This window comes from Corynebacterium sp. HMSC077D03 (assembly GCF_001808545.1).
GTDB lineage: Bacteria > Actinomycetota > Actinomycetes > Mycobacteriales > Mycobacteriaceae > Corynebacterium > Corynebacterium simulans.
This window is the reverse complement of record NZ_KV793672.1, coordinates 1-20,273: the sequence shown is the minus strand read 5'-3', so window position 1 is coordinate 20,273 and position 20,273 is coordinate 1. Positions and strand designations below refer to the sequence as shown.

Here is a 20,273-nt window from a genome sequence, read left to right as displayed (position 1 = left end):
ACTCAAATACCCAGGGCTGGAAACCAAGACCTCCAGTTCGACTTCGCGGCTGATGAAAAATCCAACGAGGCTATCTAGGAGGTCTGGGTGCCCAGCCCTGGGTATCTGTTCGAGTAAGGCCGCCGCCTCCCTAACCCAACGTGTCCAATGCCTGCTCGAAGTCCGCAATAAGGTCGGCGATATCCTCGATGCCGACCGAGATGCGCACCAAGTCCGCAGGTGGAACCAACTCAGAGCCCGCGGCGGACACATGGGTCATATTCTGCGGATGCTCAATCAGCGATTCCACGCCGCCCAGCGACTCCGCGAGTGAGACCAGCTTCGTGTTCAGGCAAATCTGCTTTGCGTGCTCCTCGTTATGGAAGCGCACCGACATCATGCCGCCGAAGCCGCGCATTTGCCGTGCAGCCAATTCATGTCCCGGATGCGTCGGCAGCCCCGGATACAGCACCTGCTTTACTTCGGGCCGCGATTCCAAGTATTCGGCTACTGCCTGCGCATTTTCACAGTGCCTATCCATCCGCAGCCCCAACGTCTTAATGCCGCGGGCGGTGAGATATGCATCAAAGGGCGAAGACACCGCACCGACATTGCCTTGGAAGTACAACAAGCGCTCGTCCATCTCAGCGGAATTTGTCACCACCGCGCCGCCCAACACATCGGAATGGCCGCCCAAGTACTTGGTGGTGGAATGCACCACGTGGTCCGCGCCCAGTTCAAGCGGATTCTGCAGGTATGGAGTGGCAAAGGTATTGTCCACGACCACCTGGGCGCCGCCCTTGCGCGCGGCAACTGCGGCGATATCAGTGATATTCAGCGCCGGGTTGGTTGGGGTTTCCAGCCAAATCAGCTTGGTGTTTTCACGGATGGCCCCAGCAACCGCCGCGGCGTCGCTTGTGTCAACGATGTCAAGCTCAATCCCCCACTGGCCATAGTCGTTGTTGAGCAGGCGATACATTCCACCATAGGCATCATTACCCAAGATGGCGTGGTCACCCGGGCGCAAGATAATGCGCAACAGCGTATCGATGGCCGCCATGCCAGATGAAAAAGCCCGCGCATATTGCGCATTCTCTAATGCGGCAAGCGTTAACTCGAGCGAGCGCACCGTGGGGTTAGCCACGCGCCCGTATTCATAGCCGCCGCGCAACTGCGCCAAACCATCTTGTTGAAAGGTGGTCGAGGCATAAATCGGTACGTTGATGCTGCCCATGTGGCTATCGGGCTGGTAGCCAGCATGGATGGAGCGAGAGTGGAATCCAGAAGCACGCTTAACAGTCATGTCTGAAAATTGTAGACAAAGCTGTCCACTTTGCCCGCGGATTACTTCTTTAAATTCATTGCAGCACTTAACGCGACACTGAGCTGGAACTTTAGGAAACGCCGAGCCCGTGGGCCATGCCCAACGATTGCCTTTTACGTACCATATTGTGGTTGCGCGTAGCAGATTTGGCTAGCCCATCGTTGCTAGCCCCGTCACTGCACGCCTCTCGCACACTTTCCCCAAATAGAAAGCACTATGAGTCCTAATTTCGCACCGCATCTGACGCTCGCCCAAAGCGAGACCACTCCACAAGAGGCAGTAGATAACCTCACCGGCTTGTGGGAAAACGAAACCACCCAGGCATGGCTCGTGGATAAGCCCATCCGCGTGGCTATCATCCTTCTCATCGCGCTCGTCGGCCACTGGTTGCTACGCCGCCTCATCACGAAGCTGGCAGATAACAGCATCAAAAACGGCCGCCTGAAGTCCCAGATTCGCCCACGCCGCAAAGCTGCAAAACAGGAAACCGCACTGTCCAAATCCCACGAGGCGCGCCGCGTTTCCCGCCTGCAGACTTTGGCTAGCGTGGGCCGTTCCGCCGCGGGCATTTTCATCTGGGTCTGGGCCGTGCTCGCAATCCTGGACGAGGTCGGCGTCAACGTTGCCCCACTCGTAGCCTCCGCAGGTGTGGTCGGTGTTGCCCTTGGTTTCGGCGCTCAGTCACTGGTCAAGGACTTCCTCTCCGGCATCTTCATGTTGTTGGAGGATCAGTACGGCATCGGCGACACCATCGATTTGGGCAACGGTGTCTTCGGCGACGTTGAGTCGATTTCCCTGCGCATCACTACCGTGCGCGATATCGACGGCGCCCTGTGGTACGTCCGCAATGGCGAGATCCTGCAGGTGGCTAACCACTCCGACCACTACTCCGTGGCCCGCGTGCAGGTTCCGGTCGCGCTTTCCAACGACCCGGATAAGGCCTTTGACGTCATCTCCAAGACGGTTGAAGAAGCCGCGCTTGACGACGCCATCCGCGACGACCTCCTAGACAAGCCCGACGTCAATGGAATTTCCAGCCTCGAGGTCGACCATATGTCCTTCCGCGTCGTGGTCAAGACCTTGCCAGGAAAGCAGTGGGGCGTGCAGCGCAAACTGCAGTCGAAGATTCTCAACGCGATGCATGCCAACGACATCGATACCCCATACCCACAGGGCGTGGCCTTCTTTGACATGGACGAGGCTCCAGACGCACAGGTAGAAAGCCTCAGCCCTTCGACCCCAGGAAACGAGTCTTAAATCATGCCGTCTGAAAAGCAGCCAGCCAGCGTTTATGAGGCAATCGGCGGCATGGAGACCTTCGAAAAGTTGGTCCACGGTTTCTATGCCCAAGTCCGCAACGATGACGTCATCGGCCCGATGTACCCCGATGCCGATTGGGAGGGCGCTGAGGAGCGCCTCAAATGGTTCTTGGTTCAATACTGGGGCGGCCCGCAGCTTTTCAGCGAAAACCGCGGGCATCCGCGCCTGCGCATGCGCCATGCCCCGTATCCCGTGGACCAGAAAGCCCATGATCGCTGGTTAGAGCTCATGGGCAATTCCCTGGCGGAGATTGATGAGCAGACGATTCCGCCGGCCTATCGCCACATGATTTGGGATCACATGCAGCGCGTGGCGCAGATGCTCATCAATCGCTAGGGTTTAATCCTCCCAATTAAAGGCCCGACGCACCGGCTCAGAAATGAGCTTGCCGTCGCGGGTCATCACACCGCCGGACAAGCCTGGGAAGCGCTCGATGGCACCATCGACACCCTGCGCTGCGACTGCGCGAATATACGGCAGAGTTGCCGAGTTCAGCGCCCGCGCAGAGGTGTTGGCCACCGCGCCCGGCATGTTGGCCACGCAGTAGAACAAAGTGTCGTGAACCTTGAAGGTCGGCTCATCGTGCGAAGTCTTGCGCGAGTTCTCGAAGCAGCCACCTTGGTCAATCGCGACGTCGACAAGCACAGCTCCCGGCTTCATCTTCTTGACTGTTTCCTCGCGCACCAACTTCGGCGCAGCGGCGCCTGGCACAAGGACAGCGCCGATGACGAGATCGGCTTCTAAGAGCTCCGCCTCCAGGGTGGCTGGGTCAGAAATGAGCGTGCGGACGGTGCCCTGGTACTGCTCGTCAAAGCGCTGCAACACATGCGGATCCAGGTCCAGAACCGTCACCTCGGCGCGGAGGCCACGGGCCATCGCCACGGCCGAGGCACCGACCTGGCCACCGCCAATAACGACGACGCGGGCGGCCTGCGTGCCCGGAACACCCGACAACAGCACGCCGCGGCCGCCCTGCGTGGACAAGAGGTGATGCACGCCCTCCATCACCGCGAGACGTCCCGCCACCTGGGACATCGGAGTAAGAAGCGGCAAGGTGCCGTGGCGGTCGGTGACAGTCTCGTAGGCCACCGAAGTGGTCTTGGCTTCTACGAGGGCATCGGTAAGAGGCCGGTCCGCCGCCAGGTGCAGGTAGGTAAACACGATGAGGTCTGGGCGCAGGTAGCCATATTCGGAGGCCTGCGGCTCCTTGACCTTGACCACCATCTCCGCCTGCTCCCAAGTCTCTGCGGCGGTAGGCATGATGCGCGCACCGGCGTCCTCGTAATCGCTATCAGGGAAGGAAGCGCCCACGCCAGCGCCGGTTTCCACCAGCACCTCGTGCCCATCTTTTACGAGTGTTTGCACCGCAAGTGGGGTCAGAGCAACGCGGTTTTCGTTGTTCATAATTTCTTTAGGGACGCCAATGCGCATTCTAGAACTCCTTAAGCAAGAAAATTTTGATGGATAAACTCCTCCCCAAAGAGTAACGCACAGCACAAATGATTTCGAGTGTGATTTTTTACCACGGCTCGCGGAGGCCATAGCACACCGCTACCATCCTTAGAATGACGCAAATAAACCGTGGATTTTTCGAGCTCAGCCGCTCCTTTGGCCCACTCGGCTGGACGGCTTTCGGAGGGCCCGCGGTGCTTTTATAGCGAGTTAGAAGAGGGACAAGCGCGTCGAGCGATAAACGCTACCGAAGGGCGCGTCGACGCGTACCCACCGACCGAGGCCGGAGACACGCAGGTGGCGTGGGATATCCATGGGCGCAGCAAAACCGGGAATTAGGCCTAGGCTCGTGCAGGCAAAGATCATCCGCATGGGAATCTCAACCGCTTGCTCCGCACCACCGCTAACCGTGACCACGGTCTGATTCAACAAGCTGGCAGGCGGGCCCATCGGGCCAGAGAACTGGCGTGCTAACTGTTGGCCTTTATCCGAGAGCTCACGGACCACCTCGACGGGCAGGGTGTCGATAAGCTGAAAGCCCGTGGCTGGCGGCAGCGCACCGGGCCAAGAAGGATCGCGGGCTGGGCCTAAGTCCAGCGTCGCAGACTCAATCCCGGCGAGCACAAGCGCATCATGCAGGGTCTGCGCGGAAACCACTGCCCCATCGCGGGACACAACGGCCTCTATGCGGCGGGCGGCGACGACCTCGAACGGAGTGGTAACGAAAGCCTCGACGGTCTGGGCGTCGAATTGACGCAAGCGCACCACTGCCGAAGCATCCAACCCCACCGCACGTGCGAGAAGGGCCCGCAAACCAGGTCCACCACTTAATAATTCGAGTAATTCATGAACCATGGTCTGCGGGCCCTCCTAGACAAACTGCTCACGCATCGAGCCGGATTTGGCTCGCGCTATGCGTCCAGCTTAACCAAAGCATTCTCCGTGATGATTTTCTTTTCTTCCTCGGAGACGGGACGCGGCGCCTGCGTTACCTTATCGATGACCACCTGGGTGCAGGTGACCACGCAAGTTACGTTGCCAGCACCGTCTTTGATTTCCTGCCGGGTGGTAAACGAGGTATTGCCTAGGCGTACTACAGCAGTCTCTACGGTGACGGTGGAATTCTTTCCATCCCACTTCAGCGGGCGAACATAGTCGACGTCGAGATGACGCACGAACGCAATGAGTTCCAAACCCTGCTTGTAGAAATGGTCCATGGCAAATGCCAGGCGGGCCTCCTGCGCCAACTCGATATAGTTGGCGTTCATCATGTGGCCGTACATGTCGAAGTCCGACCACCGTACGCCTACAGAATGGGCGTGCACCTTTTCAGAAGACATTGATTCCTTTTACTAGCTAGTAGTCACTCTTATCGGGTCAGCTTGCGGTGGGTAACACGGCTCGGGCGAGCAGCGTCTTCACCTAGGCGCTCGATCTTGTTCTTTTCATAGTCACCGAAGTTGCCCTCGAACCAGAACCACTGGCCTTCTGCAACATTGCCCTCCCACGCGAGGATGTGGGTACAGGTGCGGTCCAGGAACCAGCGGTCGTGGGAAATGACCACTGCACAGCCCGGGAACTTCTCTAGAGCGTTTTCCAGGGAGCCCAGGGTCTCGACGTCCAGGTCGTTGGTTGGCTCGTCGAGGAGGATCAGGTTGCCGCCCTCTTTCAGGGTCAGCGCCAGGTTGAGGCGGTTGCGCTCACCACCGGAGAGCACCTTGGAAGGCTTCTGTTGGTCCGGGCCCTTGAAGCCGAATGCGGACAGGTATGCACGAGAAGGCATTTCGTTCTGGCCGACGTGGATGTAATCCAATCCGTCAGAAACGACCTCCCAGACGGTTGCCTCTGGGTCAATGTTCTCGCGGCCCTGGTCAACGTAGGACAGCTTGACGGTCTCGCCAACCTCGACGGTGCCCTCGTCCGGCTGCTCCAGGCCAACGATGGTCTTGAACAGGGTGGACTTACCGACGCCGTTCGGGCCGATGACGCCCACGATGCCGTTACGCGGCAGGGTGAAGGAGAGATCCTTGATCAGGGTGCGACCGTCGAAGCCCTTGACCAGGTTCTTGACCTCAACGACCTTGTTGCCCAGGCGTAGAGGGGTAGGAATCTGGATTTCTTCGAAGTCGAGCTTGCGGTACTGCTCAGCCTCAGCAGCCATCTCCTCGTAGCGCTGGAGACGAGCCTTGTTCTTTGCCTGACGTGCCTTGGCACCGGAACGAACCCAGGCGAGCTCTTCCTTCAGGCGCTTTTGCAGCTTCTTATCCTTGGCGCCAGCAACCTCGAGACGCTCGGCCTTCTTCTCCAGGTAGGTGGAGTAGTTGCCCTCGTATGGGTAGAGCTTGCCGCGGTCAACCTCACAGATCCAACCCGCGACGTGGTCGAGGAAGTAACGGTCGTGGGTAACGGCTAGGACGGCACCCGGGTAGTCAGCAAGGTGCTTTTCCAGCCACTCCACGGACTCGGCGTCCAGGTGGTTGGTTGGCTCGTCGAGCAGCAACAGGTCAGGCTCTGAAAGCAGCAGCTTCGCCAGCGCAACGCGGCGGCGCTCACCACCGGAAAGGTTGTTTACCGGGGCGTCGGAAGGCGGGCAGCGCAGAGCTTCCATCGCCTGCTCAATCTTGGAATCAACCTCCCAGGCGTCGGCAGCGTCCAGCTCCTCCTGCAGCTTGCCCATTTCTTCCATGAGCTCGTCGGTGTAGTTCGTAGCCATCTCTTCCGCGATAGCTTCGAAGCGCTGCTTCTTCTCGAAGATGTCACCGAGGCCCTCTTCCACGTTGCCGCGGACCGTCTTTTCCTCGTTGAGCGGTGGCTCCTGCAGGAGGATGCCCACGGTCTTGCCCGGGTCGATGAATGCTTCACCGTTGGAAGGCTGATCAATGCCGGCCATGATCTTCAGAATGGAGGACTTACCTGCACCATTCGGGCCGACGACACCAATCTTGGCGCCTGGGTAGAAGGCCATCGTTACGTTGTCGAGAATGAGCTTCTCGCCGACTGCCTTACGCACGTTTTTCATCGTGTAGATGAATTCGCCCATGTTTCACCCTTTGCTTGAACTTAGGAATGGTTTATAACACAACAAAGAGTACATGACATGGATGTACCTAGCGCCCCGGGCTGGGATTAGCGTGTGATTTCAATCCCCCGCTTTGCACCTCCCCGGGGCGCCCAGGTCGCAGGCATCCACAAGGCGGTGCTTAGCTGCCTACCGATTGCTCGGCGGGCGCCTCGGCCTCCTCGAACGACTCCTCGGCTGCATTCGCCTTACTATGCGCAGCTTGACGGCGATCGGCTGCGGTGTCGTGCTTATCGTCATGGTCTTGGGTGCCGGCACCTGCGGCCATCGACGCCGTCCTGTCCACATCGACTTCCGGCATCGTCTCGCCCGAAGCAGGTGCCTCCAATCCGTCGGTTTCATAGACGCGCTCGAGCTTGCGGGAGGAGATAACGTAGCGGTTTAGGTCTAGGCCGACATAGAAAGCCTTGATAAAGGTGCGGAACTTATTCTGGCCATCGGGCGCCAGCCAGGAATCGGAGCAGACCGAGCCGACCACGATGACCGGCATTCCGCGGTGCAATGACTTCTTAACGTTGATCGCGAACTGACCCCACAGCTCCACGTCGATGTAGATGAGGTCGGTATCGCGCCACTCACGGACTCCGTTGTCCGCATTATCCACCGGGATGCGGCGGGAGGATGCCACGCGCAGGCGCGCCTTGTACATGTCGGTGTTGACTTTGATGAGCTCGGGTTCGTGCGTGAGATGGCCGGTGATGGTGATTGGTAGCTGAGACATGTGCTTTAGAAAATCCTTTGCTGAGCTAGCGAAACTTGTGAGTACAGGTCTTCCTGCCTCGCGGTGTTTTAAGAAGGTCGTGTAAATACCTTCCTTGCTCGAATCATCGCTAGCGTCCTAGCACTGCCACAAGGGCCGATTTTCCTAGCTGTGGATAACTTGTTGGAAGCATCAACAAAAGTTAATCCCCTGCCCGAAACGGCAGGGGATCTATCCACAAAAAGAACTTCGCTCAGAAAAATAACCGGCTCTACTGCAACGATTACTGCTGCCGGAATCCAGTGGCGTCGCCCTCACTCATGCGGCGCAACATTTCGTTGTAATCCTCCAACTCCGCATCGCCGTCAACCTCTGCCTTTGCATCGTGGCGGCGAGCGGTAGCACGGTCATCGCGCAGCCAGTCCAAAAAGAGTTTGCCAAAGACGATGACTAACGGGAACTGGCCAAAGCCCCACGCGATGCCGCCGCCCACGCGCTGATCCTGCAGCAAGTCCGGGTGCCACGGCAGCCCCAGCGACTCATAAAACTCCACGCCGAGCACGCTCTGCAGCTGCATCAAGTAGACGCCGGCGAAAAGGTGCAGCGGCATCGAGAAGAACAACACCAGAAGGCGCAGGTTAGTCGGCGCGCGGAACGGCAACGGATCCGGGCCGATAACCTCCCAGTAATAGATATAGCCCGAGGCCAAGAAGACCCAGTTCATGATTACGTGGCCGGCATGCTCAGAAACCGCGAACTGATACAGCTCCGGATAAAGGTAGAGCACGTACAAAAAGGTCAGGAACTGAATCAGATTGACCGCCGGATGGGTAAGAAACTTCAAAAGCTTCGACTTAGTTACCGCCACCGCCAGGTCATGGACAGTGGGACGCCCCGGCGCGCCGGGCTCAAAGGCCTCCATCACCAAGGTCAGCGGTGCGCCGAGCACGAGGAAGAGCGGAACCGCCATGGAAAGGAGCATATGCCCCAGCATGTGCATGGAATAAAGCGCCGGGATATAAAGGCCGATGCCCGAGCTCATGATGAAGGTCAAGCCTAAGGCGCCCAGCATAAACCAGGTGGTTCGGACCCGCGACCAGTTAAGGCCGCGGCGGCGCAAGCGCAGCAGCGCGTAACCATAGGCGGCAGCAAGCACGAGCCCCAAAGTGCCAAACATGAGGTCGTAGCGGTACATGGTCCAGACATTGGTCACCGTCGGGGCGTCGAGAAGCTCGTAGCCCAAGAGCACCTGCATGTTGTTCAGGTTCGGATCGCGCGGCGGCGGGGGCGGCGTGCGGCCCATGGAAATAGCCACGCCCACGGTGGCGGCCATCACGAGGATTTCCACGAATGCGACGCGGCGAAAAAGCAGCGGACGGCGCTCCAGCTGCGGCATGGTGATCTGGCGATGCGCTAGTCCAAAGACGGCAAGCAGGACAGTAAGCACCGCCTTGGTGACGATGATGAGTCCATAGCGGGTGCTAAACAGGTCTGCTAGCTCAACGCGGATGAGCGCATTAATCACGCCGGAGGCGGCCATAGCTACGATGGAGATGAAAGCAACCACCGAGTAGCGGCGCACAGCCGTAGGCATGTCTGGTCCCAGACGGCGACTATGGGCTATAAGCCCCAGCAATCCGCCCACCCAAAGCACCATGAAGAAAAGGTGGAAGAGCAGGGAGTTCGTGCCGTAATCATGGTCGCCGCCGGAAGCAGAGTGACCTTCCATGCCGAGGGGCACAATCTGCATGAGTGCGAAGAAAAACGCAATAGGCTGCAGGGACCATTTCTTAGAAACCAGGCCCAGCACGCCGGCAACAACCGCGATGGAGGCGGTGACCAACCAGGCCTGGGAGGTGGAAATGCTATCCAGCGCCATGCCCATCAGCTGCGGGTTGAGGACTTTGAGGAAAGGTGTGCCCGTCAGATCGGACATAACCAGCGGCACTTCCAGCAGAGATACCACTGCCACGCCAAAAGCCGCCAGGGCGCCGGCGCGGGCGGCGATGTGTCCATCGACACTTAAGCGCGACTCAATGAGACGATCATTGTCTTTCTTAGGAATTTGCGGCGCAACGAGAAAGGCTGAAACCATGTACGAGCCCACCGACAGCGCCATTAAAATCCAGGCGACGCCGCGGAAAAATGGCAGGCCGAATGTGGTCAAACGCCCGGGATCGGGAATGCCCAATGCCGCGAGTGACTCCGCCAGAAAGAACAGGGAAATAACGCCAGCAACCAGCCCGGCAACGATAAGAGCCGCGAGATAGACCGTTGTAGCACCTTTGGCGCCACGCTTTCCACCTTTGAAAACTGTGTTCTTGGACGCTGCGCCCTGCGCCGGCGAAACCGTTGTCGAAGCCGCGCGAGCCGCTGAGCTGGCAGTTTCTTCCCGTTTTTCCATAGGCGCAGTCTACCGCCCAAACCGTCTTCTTACCTAAAACGAATAATCTTTTAAGTTCTGGCATAATTATTCGTTATGGATTCACGCCAGCTACTCTACTTTCGTTCCGTAGTGGACTACGGATCTTTCACTCATGCGGCTGAAGCTCTAGATATGACTCAGCCTTCTCTAAGTCTCTCTATTCGTAAGCTCGAAAAGGAGCTTGACGTTCAACTCCTGACCCGCGGCCGCGCCGGTGTTAAGACCACCGAAGCCGGCGACTACCTCTATTCCATCGCCGCGAAGATGGACACCCTGCTTAGCGACGCCGCACAGCGCATCACCGAGATCGCCAGCGGCGCCGCCGGCAGCGTCTCTATCGCGTCTGCGCCGGAGTTCAACTGGCTGTTTATGCCAGAGGTTCTTCACCGCATGGTGGATCGCGCCCCTGAGGTCAACATCTTCTTGGACGATCCAGAACCGACCATAACCCTGCGCCGCGTCCTCGAAGGCTCCATCGACCTAGGCCTGATGCCTTCGACTGACCCACACGCATTTGCCCAGCGTTACCACAACGAGCTGAACGTCCATGTAGCCAGCGAGATGGAATTCCGCGTCGCCGTACCGGATCGCCTCCAGCACCTGCCCAACCCTGTTTCCCTTCACGACATCGCGGAAGAAACGTGGATCCTGCCTCCACGCAACCCTGAATTCGTTGGCCTTCCAGAGCTGCTGGACCAGGTCTTTGCCAAGCACCCGGACGCCGTCCCTAACCGCGTCCAAGAAATCTCTACCCTCCAGACCGGCCTCCCACTGGTTTCCGGCGGCATCGGTGTGTGCCTTGTCCCGAGCTCGGCACAGGCGCTCAACCACCGCGGCATTCACCTCCGCGAGATTGCAGAAGGCATCCCACCGATGCAGTCCTTGCTCATCTACCGCCGTGAACGCGACCTTTCCCCTGCCGCCAACCAGCTGGTAGATCTCATCCTTTCCGTAGGCGGCGAGAGCGAAGAAACCCTTCTTCACAAGTCCGTCCACTCGGCAGAAGCGGACAAGGCCTAAGACGCTAAGCCCTACTTTTAGTACGCGAGGCTGGCTGGTCTAAGATGAAAGCCTAAGCCTCCATAGCTCAGCGGATTAGAGCAGTGGGTTTCTACCCCATGTGTCGCGGGTTCGAGTCCTGCTGGGGGCACCGCCGAAAAGGCCACTTCACTGGGAAGTTTCTTCCACAGATTGGTGGCCTTTTCTTTGGTTTTATCGGTCTGGCTTAGTAAGCGCGCCTAAAATAACAAGCATGGATATCACGCTGGCCACCTTCGTCACTGCCCCAGAAGAAGCGCTCATCGGCATGCGTTTTACCAACGCATGGGCGCCTTCGCCGGAATACGCACAATCGCGCAACTCGGTTCTGACCGGCCAGTATCCGCAGCGCGGCGCCACGACCCGCATCACCGATATCTTCCGCGAGGCCGGCTACCTCATCAGCGAGGACATCGACTCGGCCCCCGGTACTGCTGAGCAGCCCGTGTTCCGACTGCTCGAGGAGCCTGCGGAGCCGGCGCGGTTGCGCGACGTCGCCAAGCACAGCGTCCTTGCTGTGTGTTCCTTAAGCGGCGGGCCCTCGCCGATGTCGCTGTCGTGGCCGGGTGTTACGGATCAAAAGCTGGTGGAGCCGTGCCCAGAGCTAGTCTCCCCGATGGACTTGGCGCCGACGCTTGCTGCCATCGCGGGCCTTGATGTGCGCCCGAATGCGCATCTTTCCTTCGACGGCCTCAACCTCGTTCCCGTCGTGCGCTACGGCGCTTCCGGGCACGCGGCGTTGTTCTTCGACAACGGAGTGCGCATGCAGGACGCGGTGCTTATCGACGACGTCGCCAGCCCCGCACACCACGCCGCCAGGCTCCGCGATGAATGGGAAACCTGGCATAGGTTCATGGGCTTTGGGCCACTGCAGTAGGGCTTAGCTACCTACCGGCATCACAACCCACAGGATGAGATAAGCCAGCACACCGGAAAAGCCTGCCAAAGTGGCAACAACGAAGAGGATGCGCACCAACGTGGGATCCAGATTGTAGGTCTGAGCAATGCCGCCGCATACGCCTCCGATGTAGCAATCCGTGCTCGAGCGGGTCAAACGGTAATTCATGATTGTCCTTTCTTCTTAGTGTGCGCCCTCCATTAAAGCTTTTCAGCAGGCCACACGCATCAGGTAAACCCCCGAGAATCACCCTGATGTTTTGCTTTCGTCTACGCTGGTTGAAAACTTCTTTTCGGCGAAAGGACACAATCACTATGGCTAAAAACGCAGGTCTTCCCGCACCCACCCGCAATTCCTATGCGCTGCTTACGGGCGCTAGCCAGGGCATCGGCGAGGCGATGGCGCGCGATCTCGCCGCCCTCGGATATAACGTCATTTTGGTGGCGCGCCGCCAGGAAGTCCTCGAGCACATCGCGGATGAACTGAAGTCGAAGCACGAGATCGATGCGATCGCTCTGGCCGCCGACTTAGCAAAGGAAGCCGACGTCGACCGCGTCATCGAGTTCATGGCCGGCAAAGAAATTTCCATCATCGTCAACTCCGCGGGCATCGCCAGCTTTGGCAAATTCATGGACCAGGACTGGGACTATGAGAACAAGCAATTCGATCTCAACGGCAAGGCCGTGCACCGCCTGACCCGCGCCGCTTTGGACCAGATGCTGCCGCGTCGCTCCGGCGCTATCTGCAACGTTGGTTCTGCAGCGGGCAACGTCTCGATTCCGAACAACGCCACCTATGTATTTACAAAGGCAGGCGTCAACGCTTTCACCGAGGCGTTGCACTACGAGCTCAAGGGCTCTGGCGTCAGCTGCACCTTGCTAGCCCCCGGCCCGGTGCGCGATGCCGTCATCCCGGAAGAGGAGCAGTCCATCGTAGATAAGGTAGTTCCTGACTTCCTGTGGACCACCTACGAGTCCTGCTCCGCAGAGACCCTAGAGGCTATGGCTCGCAACCAGCGCCGCGTGGTACCGGGCCCGCTGTCGAAGGCCATGAATACGCTTGGCCAAATCATCCCTACCCCGATTGCCGCACCGCTCATCGGCAGCTTCTACTCAAAGATGGCCTAAGGCACTCCCACCCTTTCCGCGGTCCTGCTTTTGGTGTGCCTTACTCGGTTGCAGAGGAAGAGCGAGCGTTCTTGCGGTCTACCCAGAAGTCGGCGTTCTTGATGCCCAGAGCTTCAGGGTCGAAAACCGGATCCTTGCCAGCCTTCTTCTGCGCGCTGTAGTCCTTGAGGCACTTGAGTGCCGGGACCTGGAGGAAGAGGACGGCGATGATGTTAAGCCATGCGGTGGCGCCCACTCCGATGTCGCCCAATGCCCACGCGGAGCCCGGGGTGGTGGTGGCACCAATGATGACGGAGATGATGATGAGGACGCGCAGGACCCACACCAGCGCGCGCCGTGCGCCAGCATTCTTGATCCAGCGGTTGAAGTAGGTGAGGTTGGTCTCTGCCATGTAGTAGTAAGCCAGAACGGTGGTGAAGGCGAAGAACGCGATAGCAATTGCCACGAAGGAAGCGCCGACACCGTTGAATACCGAGTCCATACCGGATTGAACGAAGCCTGGGCCGACCTCAATGCCGTCAGGCAGGGAGCCGGCGTAGCGAACGGCGCCGTCCTCGGACTCGCCTTCGAAGACCTTGTACATGTCAGTGGAGATGATGATGAAGGCGGTGGCCGAGCAGACGAAGAGGGTATCGACGTAGACGGCGAATGCTTGAACGAAGCCCTGCTTTGCTGGGTGGGAAACCTCAGCAGCTGCTGCCGACTGCGGGCCGGTGCCCTGGCCTGCCTCGTTAGAGTAGATACCGCGCTTTACGCCCCACATGATTGCAGAGCCCAGCATGCCCGCGAATCCTGCTTCCATGTCAAATGCAGACTTGACGATGAGGCCAAAAACGTGTGGGATGTCGCCGAAGTTCATGAACAGGATGGTCAGCGCGATGATGATATAAGCGCCTGCCATGAATGGAACGATGAGCGAGGTGAAGTTAGCGATACGCTTGACGCCGCCGATGATGATGAAGGCCAAGACGCCAGCCAAGATGACTGCGGACCAAGTGACGTTGACGCCCCAGGCGTTCTCCACTGCAGCGGCCACACCGTTGGCCTGGATACCTGGGAGGAAGTAGCTGGTAGCCAAAATCATGGAGACAGCGAAGATGACGCCGTAGACCAGCATGAACGGGCCCACAGAGGTGTGGCGGTAAGCCTTTTCGATGTAGTACGCCGGGCCACCACGGTACTCACCGGTGTCCTGATCCTTTTCCTTGTAGACTTGGGCGAGAGTACATTCCACGAATGAGGTAGCGGACCCCAACAGCGACACCGCCCACATCCAGAAGACAGCACCTGGGCCACCGAAGGCGATCGCCGTGGCAACACCGGCAATGTTGCCGACGCCGACGCGACCGGCGAGCGAAATCATCAGGGACTGGAAGGAAGAAACACCGGAGTCTGACTTCTCGCCGTTCTTCAGCTGCGCAATCATGTCGGGAATACAGCGAATCTGCAATCCCTTGGTCACGAACGTGAAGTAGACACCGGCGCCCAAGCACAGGAACACGAGTGCTGGGGACCAAATGAGGGAGTTGAGAGCATCCAAGAACCCGGCCATATGAGGGAACCTACTTTCTAAAATTGTGAGCTCTAACATAAAAGGTGACATAAAGAATCATGCACTACTTCAATCGAACTTTGTGAGGATAATCACGAAAATGTTTTGGAAGAATCTAATTCTTCACATTACCTGTCGGTTGACCGAAATTTAATGCACAGCTCAAGGACCGTCAATACCGCTAAGACGAACCATTTAGAAAAACTGAACTATCTGCACCAAAACACACCCTTTGCCTCCCCCCGCCACACCTTCCACGCCGGTGGATTAAATCAGACGGTGGGAAGGGAGGCGTCGACAAGCGCGGCTCTAGGAAGACTAAGGTTAAACCCATGACTGACATCGCCCCGAAGAATGACCGACTCGTCTGGATTGACTTGGAGATGACCGGGCTCGACCCGAAGCGCCACGTCATCGTGGAGGTGGCCGCCATCATCACTGATGGCAACCTCAACGTCATTGGTGAGGGAATCGACCTAGTGGTCCATGCCACGGAAGCGGAGCTCGCTGAGATGGATGACTTTGTCACCAACATGCACGCCAACTCCGGCCTGGATAAGGAAATCCGCGAATCCACCACCACTCTGCGGGAAGCCGAAGATGCCGTCCTGGCGCTCATCGCTGAGCACTGCGACCCCGAGCATCCCGCCCCCCTGGCAGGCAACTCCATCGCCACCGACCGCACCTTCATTCGCGCCTACATGCCGCGCTTGGATGAAGCGCTGCACTACCGCATGATTGACGTTTCCACCATCAAGGAGCTCAGCCGCCGTTGGTTCCCGCGCGCCTATTACAACCAGCCAGACAAGGGCATGGCGCACCGCGCGCTTCAGGACATCATCGAGTCCATCCGCGAGTTGGACTACTACCGCCGCAGCGTCTTCCGCACCGACGAGGGCCCCTCTTCCGAGGAAGCAGCCGAAGCAAAAGCGTCAACTACCGCCGATTACCAGGCGTTTTTGTAATTTACGCAGCGTGAGTTAATCTTATCCGTGCTGCTTTTAAGGCAGCGATGGTGGCTGTAGTTCAGCTGGTAGAGCACCAGGTTGTGATCCTGGGTGTCGCGGGTTCGAGCCCCGTCAGCCACCCCGATGAGGGCCCTAACCTGTTATTTATTCAGGTTAGGGCCCTATACTTTTCTCGCGCTATTTTTTAGCCCCATGGATTAAGGTGGCCAATTGTGTTTGGGATTTCTCGCTTCCCCACTCAGCCTTTGCCACGCTATGACCAAAGTGCCCAAAGAGCCGCAGCACAAATCATCGCGGCCTATTCCACGAGCTTTTCCTTTGCCTCCGAGCTGCTCGCTCCCCGCACACGCACCGATATCCGCAATCTTTATGCCGTGGTTCGCATAGCGGATGAAATCGTCGACGGCGCCGCAACCGCCGCGGGCCTTAACACAACAGAAGTCGAACAGACCCTCAATGCATACGAAGAGGCGGTTCTGCGCGCGCCTTCGCAACGCTTTCACACTGATCCTGTTCTGCATGCCTATGGTATTTCCGCCAGGCGCTGCGGGTTCAGAGATGAACACATCCGGGCCTTCTTCGCATCGATGCGCCGCGACCTTCACCAGTGCGATTACGCCGACGAGGAAGATCTCGAGGCCTATATCTATGGCTCCGCGGAGGTCATTGGGCTTTTGTGCCTGTCTGCTTTCTTGGTTGATCATCCAGTTTCTGGCCCCGAGCTGAGCCAGCTCGAGACGGGTGCACGGCGCCTCGGCGCCGCCTTTCAGAAGGTCAACTTTTTGCGCGACCTCGGCGCGGATACCGCACAACTTGGCCGCAGCTACTTCCCGCGAGCAGGCCACGGCGGATTGAGCACGCAGGACAAAGACCTGCTCATCGCCGATATCCGCAGCGATCTCGCCACTGCCCGCGCCGTTACCGGCAAGCTTCCATTCTCTGCGCGTGTAGGTGTCACCGCCGCCACTGACCTTTTCGAGGCTTTGACCAACGACCTTGCAGCACTGCCTGCCGACGCCGTCTTTTCCCAACGCACCCGCGTCAGCACCCCACGCAAGCTGTCACTTTTAACCCGCGCCACCTTGCGTTCTTTAAGAAAGAGCAACTGATGAAACTGCCCCGACTTTCCACCATCCGCGCCAGCGGGCAGCCCGAGACCGTCATCGTCATCGGGGCAGGCGTCGCCGGCCTTGCCACCGCAGCGTTGCTTGCGCGCGATGGCAAGAAGGTCACCGTGGTGGACAAACTAGAAGAAGTGGGCGGCCGCGCGGGCAGCCTGACAGAAGCGGGCTTTCGTTGGGATACGGGCCCATCCTGGTACCTGATGCCAGAGGCATTCGACCACTTCTTTGAGCTCTGTGGCACGTCCACGCAGGCAGAGCTCGAGCTTATCGATCTCAGCCCCGCCTACCGCGTCTACAACGACGATGGTGACTTCCTCGACGTCGAGACCGGCGTTGAGAAAGTCGCCAAACTCTTCGAGTCCATCGAGCCCGGCGCCGGCGCCCACATCCGCGCCTACCTCGCCCAGGCCAGCGACATCTACAACGTGGCACTATCGAAGTTCCTCTACACCACTTTCAGCAGTCCCCGCGAGCTTTTAGGCTCCACGGTTCGCTCCCGGCTAGGTATGCTGGCGCAGCTACTTGTCCGGACCTTGGACAAACATGTGGCGAAATCCTTTAGCGATTACCGGCTACGCCAGGTGCTCAGCTATCCGGCGGTGTTCTTATCCAGCGAACCCGCGGCGGCGCCGGCGTTGTACTCGCTGATGAGCCACACGGACTTGGTCGAGGGCGTGCGCTACCCGCTGGGTGGCTTCGATGCGGTGGTGCGCGCCATCGCCAAGCAGGCCCAGCTCGCCGGCGTGCAGTTCCGCTTGGGCGCGGAGGTCACCAGCATCCTCACAGCGGGCGCCTCCCCGCGCGCGACGGGCGTGCGCATCACCGACGCCTCTGGCACGCAAAAGCTGCTTGCCGACGCCGTGGTTTCCGCCGCCGATCTTCACCACACCGAGAACACGCTCCTCCCACAACGCCTGCGCACCTACCCGGAAAAGTACTTTGCCGGGCGCGATGCGGGGCTTGGAACCGTGCTTGTGCTGCTCGGAGTGAAGGGCAAACTTCCGGAGCTTTCACACCACACGTTGTTGTTTAGCAAGGACTGGGCGCCGGACTTCCGCGCGGTCTATCACGGCCCTGAGCCAGCCCGTCCGCTGGACTGTTCGCACTCCATCTACATCTCCAAGACTTCGGCAACGGACCCCGATGTGGCGCCGGAAGGTCACGAGAATCTCTTCGTGCTCGTGCCAGTGCCGGCTGATTCCACGCTGGGACACGGCAACGCCTACCGCGATAGTCCTTCCGCCCGCGTGGAGGCCATTGCTGACGCTGCCGTAAAGCAGATTGGGGATTGGGCCGGTATCGCAGACTTGGAAGAACGCATCGTAATCCGCCGCACGCTGGGCCCAGCGGATTTCGCAGAACGCTATCACGCGTGGCGCGGCGGCTCGATCGGCCCGGCGCACACGCTAGCGCAGTCTGCGTTCCTGCGCGGAAAGAACATCTCTTCCAAGGTTGCCGGGCTTTACTATGCTGGTGCCACGACAGTGCCCGGAGTGGGCGTGCCGATGTGCCTAATTTCCGCCGAGAACGTGCTCAAACGCATGCACGGCGACGCCACGGCGTCACCGCTGAGCTCCTTTTATCCTGCTTAAAGCTCTGCTTTAAGCGTTCGCGTTGGTATTGCCCTTGGACCAAGTCTCCCAGTCCATGTTCCAATCGCCCAAACCATCGAATGGGTTGAGCTGCGCACCGCCAGTGTTGAAGACGCGGACGATGTCGCCGCGCTTGACCACAGACTGGAACCACTGCGCGGCCTCCGGGGAGAGGTTGATGCAGCCGTGGGACTGGTTGTAGACGCCCTGTGCGCCGATGGACCACGGTGCGGAGTGAACGTAGATGCCGGAGTAGGACATCTGCGTAGCGTAATTGACGGAGGTGCGGTAGCCGCCGGCGTCGACAGCCAAGCCAAAGGTGCTGGAGTCCATGACCAACGACTCGTACTCATCGCCGATGATGTAGCGGCCATTCGGAGTATCCCACTGGCCATCGGTGCCCAGGGAAACCGGAATCTCGCGCAGCAGTTGGCCGTTCTTAAATACCTTCATAGTCTTGGTGGCGTTGTCCACCAGGGAAATCACACGGTCACCGATGGTGAAGTTGGTGGAAGCGTCCTCGCCGCCATAGATGCCGCCGCCCAAGTTGCGGCCGTAGAGATCAACGTTGACCTCAACCTTGGTGCCTGGCTGCCAGTAATCCTTCGGACGCCAGCGCACTTCCTGGTCATTGATCCAGTAGAAAGCGCCTTCAACCTCTGGGGTGGTCTTGACGGTGATTGCTTCCTCGGCAGCCTTGCGGTCGGTGACGTAGTTGCCAAAGCGCACGCCGATGACCTGACCAACGCCCACTTCGGCGCCCGGAATCGGGGAAAGCGCAACCTCAGAGACACCCGCCGACTGTGGAGTGCTGAAGGTGATGGTCTTTTCGTTTCCATCAACGTCGGCGGCTTTGATTGTGTAGGTGTGGTTATAGCCCAGAACCTCATCGGTGGACCAGGTCTTCGCGTCAGAGGAAAGCTTTTCCGCAACCTCAACGCCAAGCTCATTGGTCATGGTGACGGACTTCAGCTTACCCTCGGTCTTTACCGTGACGAGCTCGGAAGGATCGACGTCTTTCGCACCGTTTTTAACGGAGAACTGCAGATCCTTTGCCTTTGGCGCTTGCGATTGCTCTGCACCACCCTGACTGCCATCAGCGGACGCGGCTTGTTCAGCGGCATTATCTTGAGCGGAAGAATCAATGGTGCACGCTGCCGCAACAGTGGCTGTTAGGGCTACAGCGGTAGTGGCAAGGACACGACGAGCGAGAGGGAGGGAATTAAACACTTGGGCCCTTTAAAATTTGTGTATATAAGACGGTCAGAATTTCTCAATTAGCGTATATCGCACACCTTCAAAACACCACACGGCGCTTCACGCGTTAATCAATTGTTATAAGAAGAACACCCCTGCCCCACCCACCTTCTTCGACGGCAGATCTTGAAGCCCTATAAACCATCATAAAACGCCCTAAAAACACACAATGGCCTGGCGATTTTACAGTTTTGAATAGTGGGTGTTAAAGTTATTTCTCGTTGCACGGCAGGCAAACAAACCAGCCAGACAACATAAGCGCCATTAGCTCAATTGGCAGAGCAACTGACTCTTAATCAGTGGGTTCGGGGTTCAAGTCCCTGATGGCGCACAATACAGAATCTCGCGGTTTCCTTTCACGGAGGCCGCGAGATTTTTTATTCCGGAAACGCCCTTAACCTTCGCCGGAGGGATATGCGACAGAAAGTGTGTCTGTGC

18 protein-coding genes and 3 tRNA genes are annotated in these 20,273 nt (G+C 58.6%); 11 read left to right on the top strand and 10 right to left on the bottom strand.

Annotation, left to right across the window (positions count from 1 at the left end):
- Window positions 1-130 precede the first annotated feature (130 nt).
- The gene (locus HMPREF2888_RS03130) at window positions 131-1,282 is read right to left on the bottom strand and encodes a cystathionine gamma-synthase (protein WP_061924220.1); all 1,152 of its coding nucleotides are present in this window, start codon (window positions 1,280-1,282) and stop codon (window positions 131-133) included.
- A gap of 237 nt (window positions 1,283-1,519) precedes the next feature.
- Here HMPREF2888_RS03130 and HMPREF2888_RS03125 point away from each other — a divergent pair, with 237 nt between their 5' ends.
- On the top strand, window positions 1,520-2,560 hold the full coding sequence (locus HMPREF2888_RS03125) for a mechanosensitive ion channel family protein (protein WP_061924223.1): 1,041 nt from the start codon (window positions 1,520-1,522) through the stop codon (window positions 2,558-2,560).
- A 3-nt stretch (window positions 2,561-2,563) separates the two neighbouring features.
- Window positions 2,564-2,959, top strand: coding sequence for a globin (locus tag HMPREF2888_RS03120; protein ID WP_061924226.1), 396 nt, complete (start codon window positions 2,564-2,566; stop codon window positions 2,957-2,959).
- Between the two features lie 3 nt (window positions 2,960-2,962).
- Here HMPREF2888_RS03120 and ald read toward each other — a convergent pair whose 3' ends face one another.
- From ald to HMPREF2888_RS03090, 6 genes are all read right to left on the bottom strand, one after another.
- Window positions 2,963-4,054, bottom strand: coding sequence for an alanine dehydrogenase (gene ald, locus HMPREF2888_RS03115; RefSeq protein WP_061924230.1), 1,092 nt, complete (start codon window positions 4,052-4,054; stop codon window positions 2,963-2,965).
- A gap of 231 nt (window positions 4,055-4,285) precedes the next feature.
- Window positions 4,286-4,930 carry a DUF8185 domain-containing protein gene (locus tag HMPREF2888_RS03110; protein WP_070518224.1) on the bottom strand — a complete coding sequence of 215 codons (645 nt, stop codon included), beginning with the start codon at window positions 4,928-4,930 and terminating at the stop codon, window positions 4,286-4,288.
- Between the two features lie 56 nt (window positions 4,931-4,986).
- Window positions 4,987-5,415 (bottom strand): acyl-CoA thioesterase, encoded by a 429-nt coding sequence (locus HMPREF2888_RS03105; protein ID WP_061924236.1) that lies wholly within the window; start codon window positions 5,413-5,415, stop codon window positions 4,987-4,989.
- A gap of 29 nt (window positions 5,416-5,444) precedes the next feature.
- Complete coding sequence (gene ettA / locus HMPREF2888_RS03100; protein ID WP_070518222.1) at window positions 5,445-7,115, bottom strand: energy-dependent translational throttle protein EttA; 1,671 nt, start codon at window positions 7,113-7,115, stop codon at window positions 5,445-5,447.
- A 160-nt stretch (window positions 7,116-7,275) separates the two neighbouring features.
- Window positions 7,276-7,875, bottom strand: a complete 600-nt coding sequence (locus HMPREF2888_RS03095) for a single-stranded DNA-binding protein (protein ID WP_061924242.1) — start codon at window positions 7,873-7,875, stop codon at window positions 7,276-7,278.
- A 262-nt stretch (window positions 7,876-8,137) separates the two neighbouring features.
- Window positions 8,138-10,258 carry a bifunctional copper resistance protein CopD/cytochrome c oxidase assembly protein gene (locus tag HMPREF2888_RS03090; protein WP_061924245.1) on the bottom strand — a complete coding sequence of 707 codons (2,121 nt, stop codon included), beginning with the start codon at window positions 10,256-10,258 and terminating at the stop codon, window positions 8,138-8,140.
- A 75-nt stretch (window positions 10,259-10,333) separates the two neighbouring features.
- Between HMPREF2888_RS03090 and HMPREF2888_RS03085 the strand changes: the two genes are divergently transcribed.
- The 3 genes from HMPREF2888_RS03085 (at window position 10,334) to HMPREF2888_RS03075 (ending at window position 12,194) form a co-directional block, all read left to right on the top strand.
- On the top strand, window positions 10,334-11,299 hold the full coding sequence (locus HMPREF2888_RS03085; RefSeq protein ID WP_062043497.1) for a LysR family transcriptional regulator: 966 nt from the start codon (window positions 10,334-10,336) through the stop codon (window positions 11,297-11,299).
- 56 nt (window positions 11,300-11,355) lie between these two features.
- Window positions 11,356-11,429: transfer RNA gene (locus HMPREF2888_RS03080), tRNA-Arg, on the top strand.
- Between the two features lie 102 nt (window positions 11,430-11,531).
- Window positions 11,532-12,194: a hypothetical protein gene (locus HMPREF2888_RS03075; protein ID WP_061924293.1), complete on the top strand. Its 663-nt coding sequence runs from the start codon at window positions 11,532-11,534 to the stop codon at window positions 12,192-12,194.
- A gap of 3 nt (window positions 12,195-12,197) precedes the next feature.
- Here HMPREF2888_RS03075 and HMPREF2888_RS03070 read toward each other — a convergent pair whose 3' ends face one another.
- On the bottom strand, window positions 12,198-12,383 hold the full coding sequence (locus HMPREF2888_RS03070) for a PspC domain-containing protein (protein ID WP_201040745.1): 186 nt from the start codon (window positions 12,381-12,383) through the stop codon (window positions 12,198-12,200).
- A 146-nt stretch (window positions 12,384-12,529) separates the two neighbouring features.
- Here HMPREF2888_RS03070 and cmrA point away from each other — a divergent pair, with 146 nt between their 5' ends.
- Window positions 12,530-13,342, top strand: a complete 813-nt coding sequence (gene cmrA, locus HMPREF2888_RS03065) for a mycolate reductase (RefSeq protein ID WP_070455881.1) — start codon at window positions 12,530-12,532, stop codon at window positions 13,340-13,342.
- 40 nt (window positions 13,343-13,382) lie between these two features.
- On the opposite strand, the gene HMPREF2888_RS03060 is transcribed toward cmrA, so the two are convergent.
- Window positions 13,383-14,894, bottom strand: a complete 1,512-nt coding sequence (locus tag HMPREF2888_RS03060; RefSeq protein WP_070518220.1) for an alanine/glycine:cation symporter family protein — start codon at window positions 14,892-14,894, stop codon at window positions 13,383-13,385.
- A gap of 332 nt (window positions 14,895-15,226) precedes the next feature.
- On the opposite strand from HMPREF2888_RS03060, the gene orn reads away from it, so the two are divergent.
- The 4 genes from orn to crtI all read left to right on the top strand — a co-directional run bounded on the left by orn (window position 15,227) and on the right by crtI (window position 18,578).
- Entirely contained in the window at window positions 15,227-15,859 is a 633-nt protein-coding gene (gene orn / locus HMPREF2888_RS03055) for an oligoribonuclease (protein ID WP_062043487.1), read from the top strand.
- A gap of 50 nt (window positions 15,860-15,909) precedes the next feature.
- Window positions 15,910-15,982, top strand: a tRNA-His gene (locus tag HMPREF2888_RS03050).
- 92 nt (window positions 15,983-16,074) lie between these two features.
- Window positions 16,075-16,971 carry a phytoene/squalene synthase family protein gene (locus tag HMPREF2888_RS03045; RefSeq protein WP_235591076.1) on the top strand — a complete coding sequence of 299 codons (897 nt, stop codon included), beginning with the start codon at window positions 16,075-16,077 and terminating at the stop codon, window positions 16,969-16,971.
- Entirely contained in the window at window positions 16,971-18,578 is a 1,608-nt protein-coding gene (crtI, locus tag HMPREF2888_RS03040; RefSeq protein WP_070518219.1) for a phytoene desaturase family protein, read from the top strand. Before HMPREF2888_RS03045 ends, crtI begins: the two co-directional genes overlap by 1 nt.
- Window positions 18,579-18,587: 9 nt before the next feature.
- Here crtI and HMPREF2888_RS03035 read toward each other — a convergent pair whose 3' ends face one another.
- Window positions 18,588-19,808 carry a L,D-transpeptidase gene (locus HMPREF2888_RS03035; protein WP_070518217.1) on the bottom strand — a complete coding sequence of 407 codons (1,221 nt, stop codon included), beginning with the start codon at window positions 19,806-19,808 and terminating at the stop codon, window positions 18,588-18,590.
- A gap of 285 nt (window positions 19,809-20,093) precedes the next feature.
- Between HMPREF2888_RS03035 and HMPREF2888_RS03030 the strand changes: the two genes are divergently transcribed.
- Window positions 20,094-20,166, top strand: a tRNA-Lys gene (locus tag HMPREF2888_RS03030).
- Window positions 20,167-20,273 lie beyond the last annotated feature (107 nt).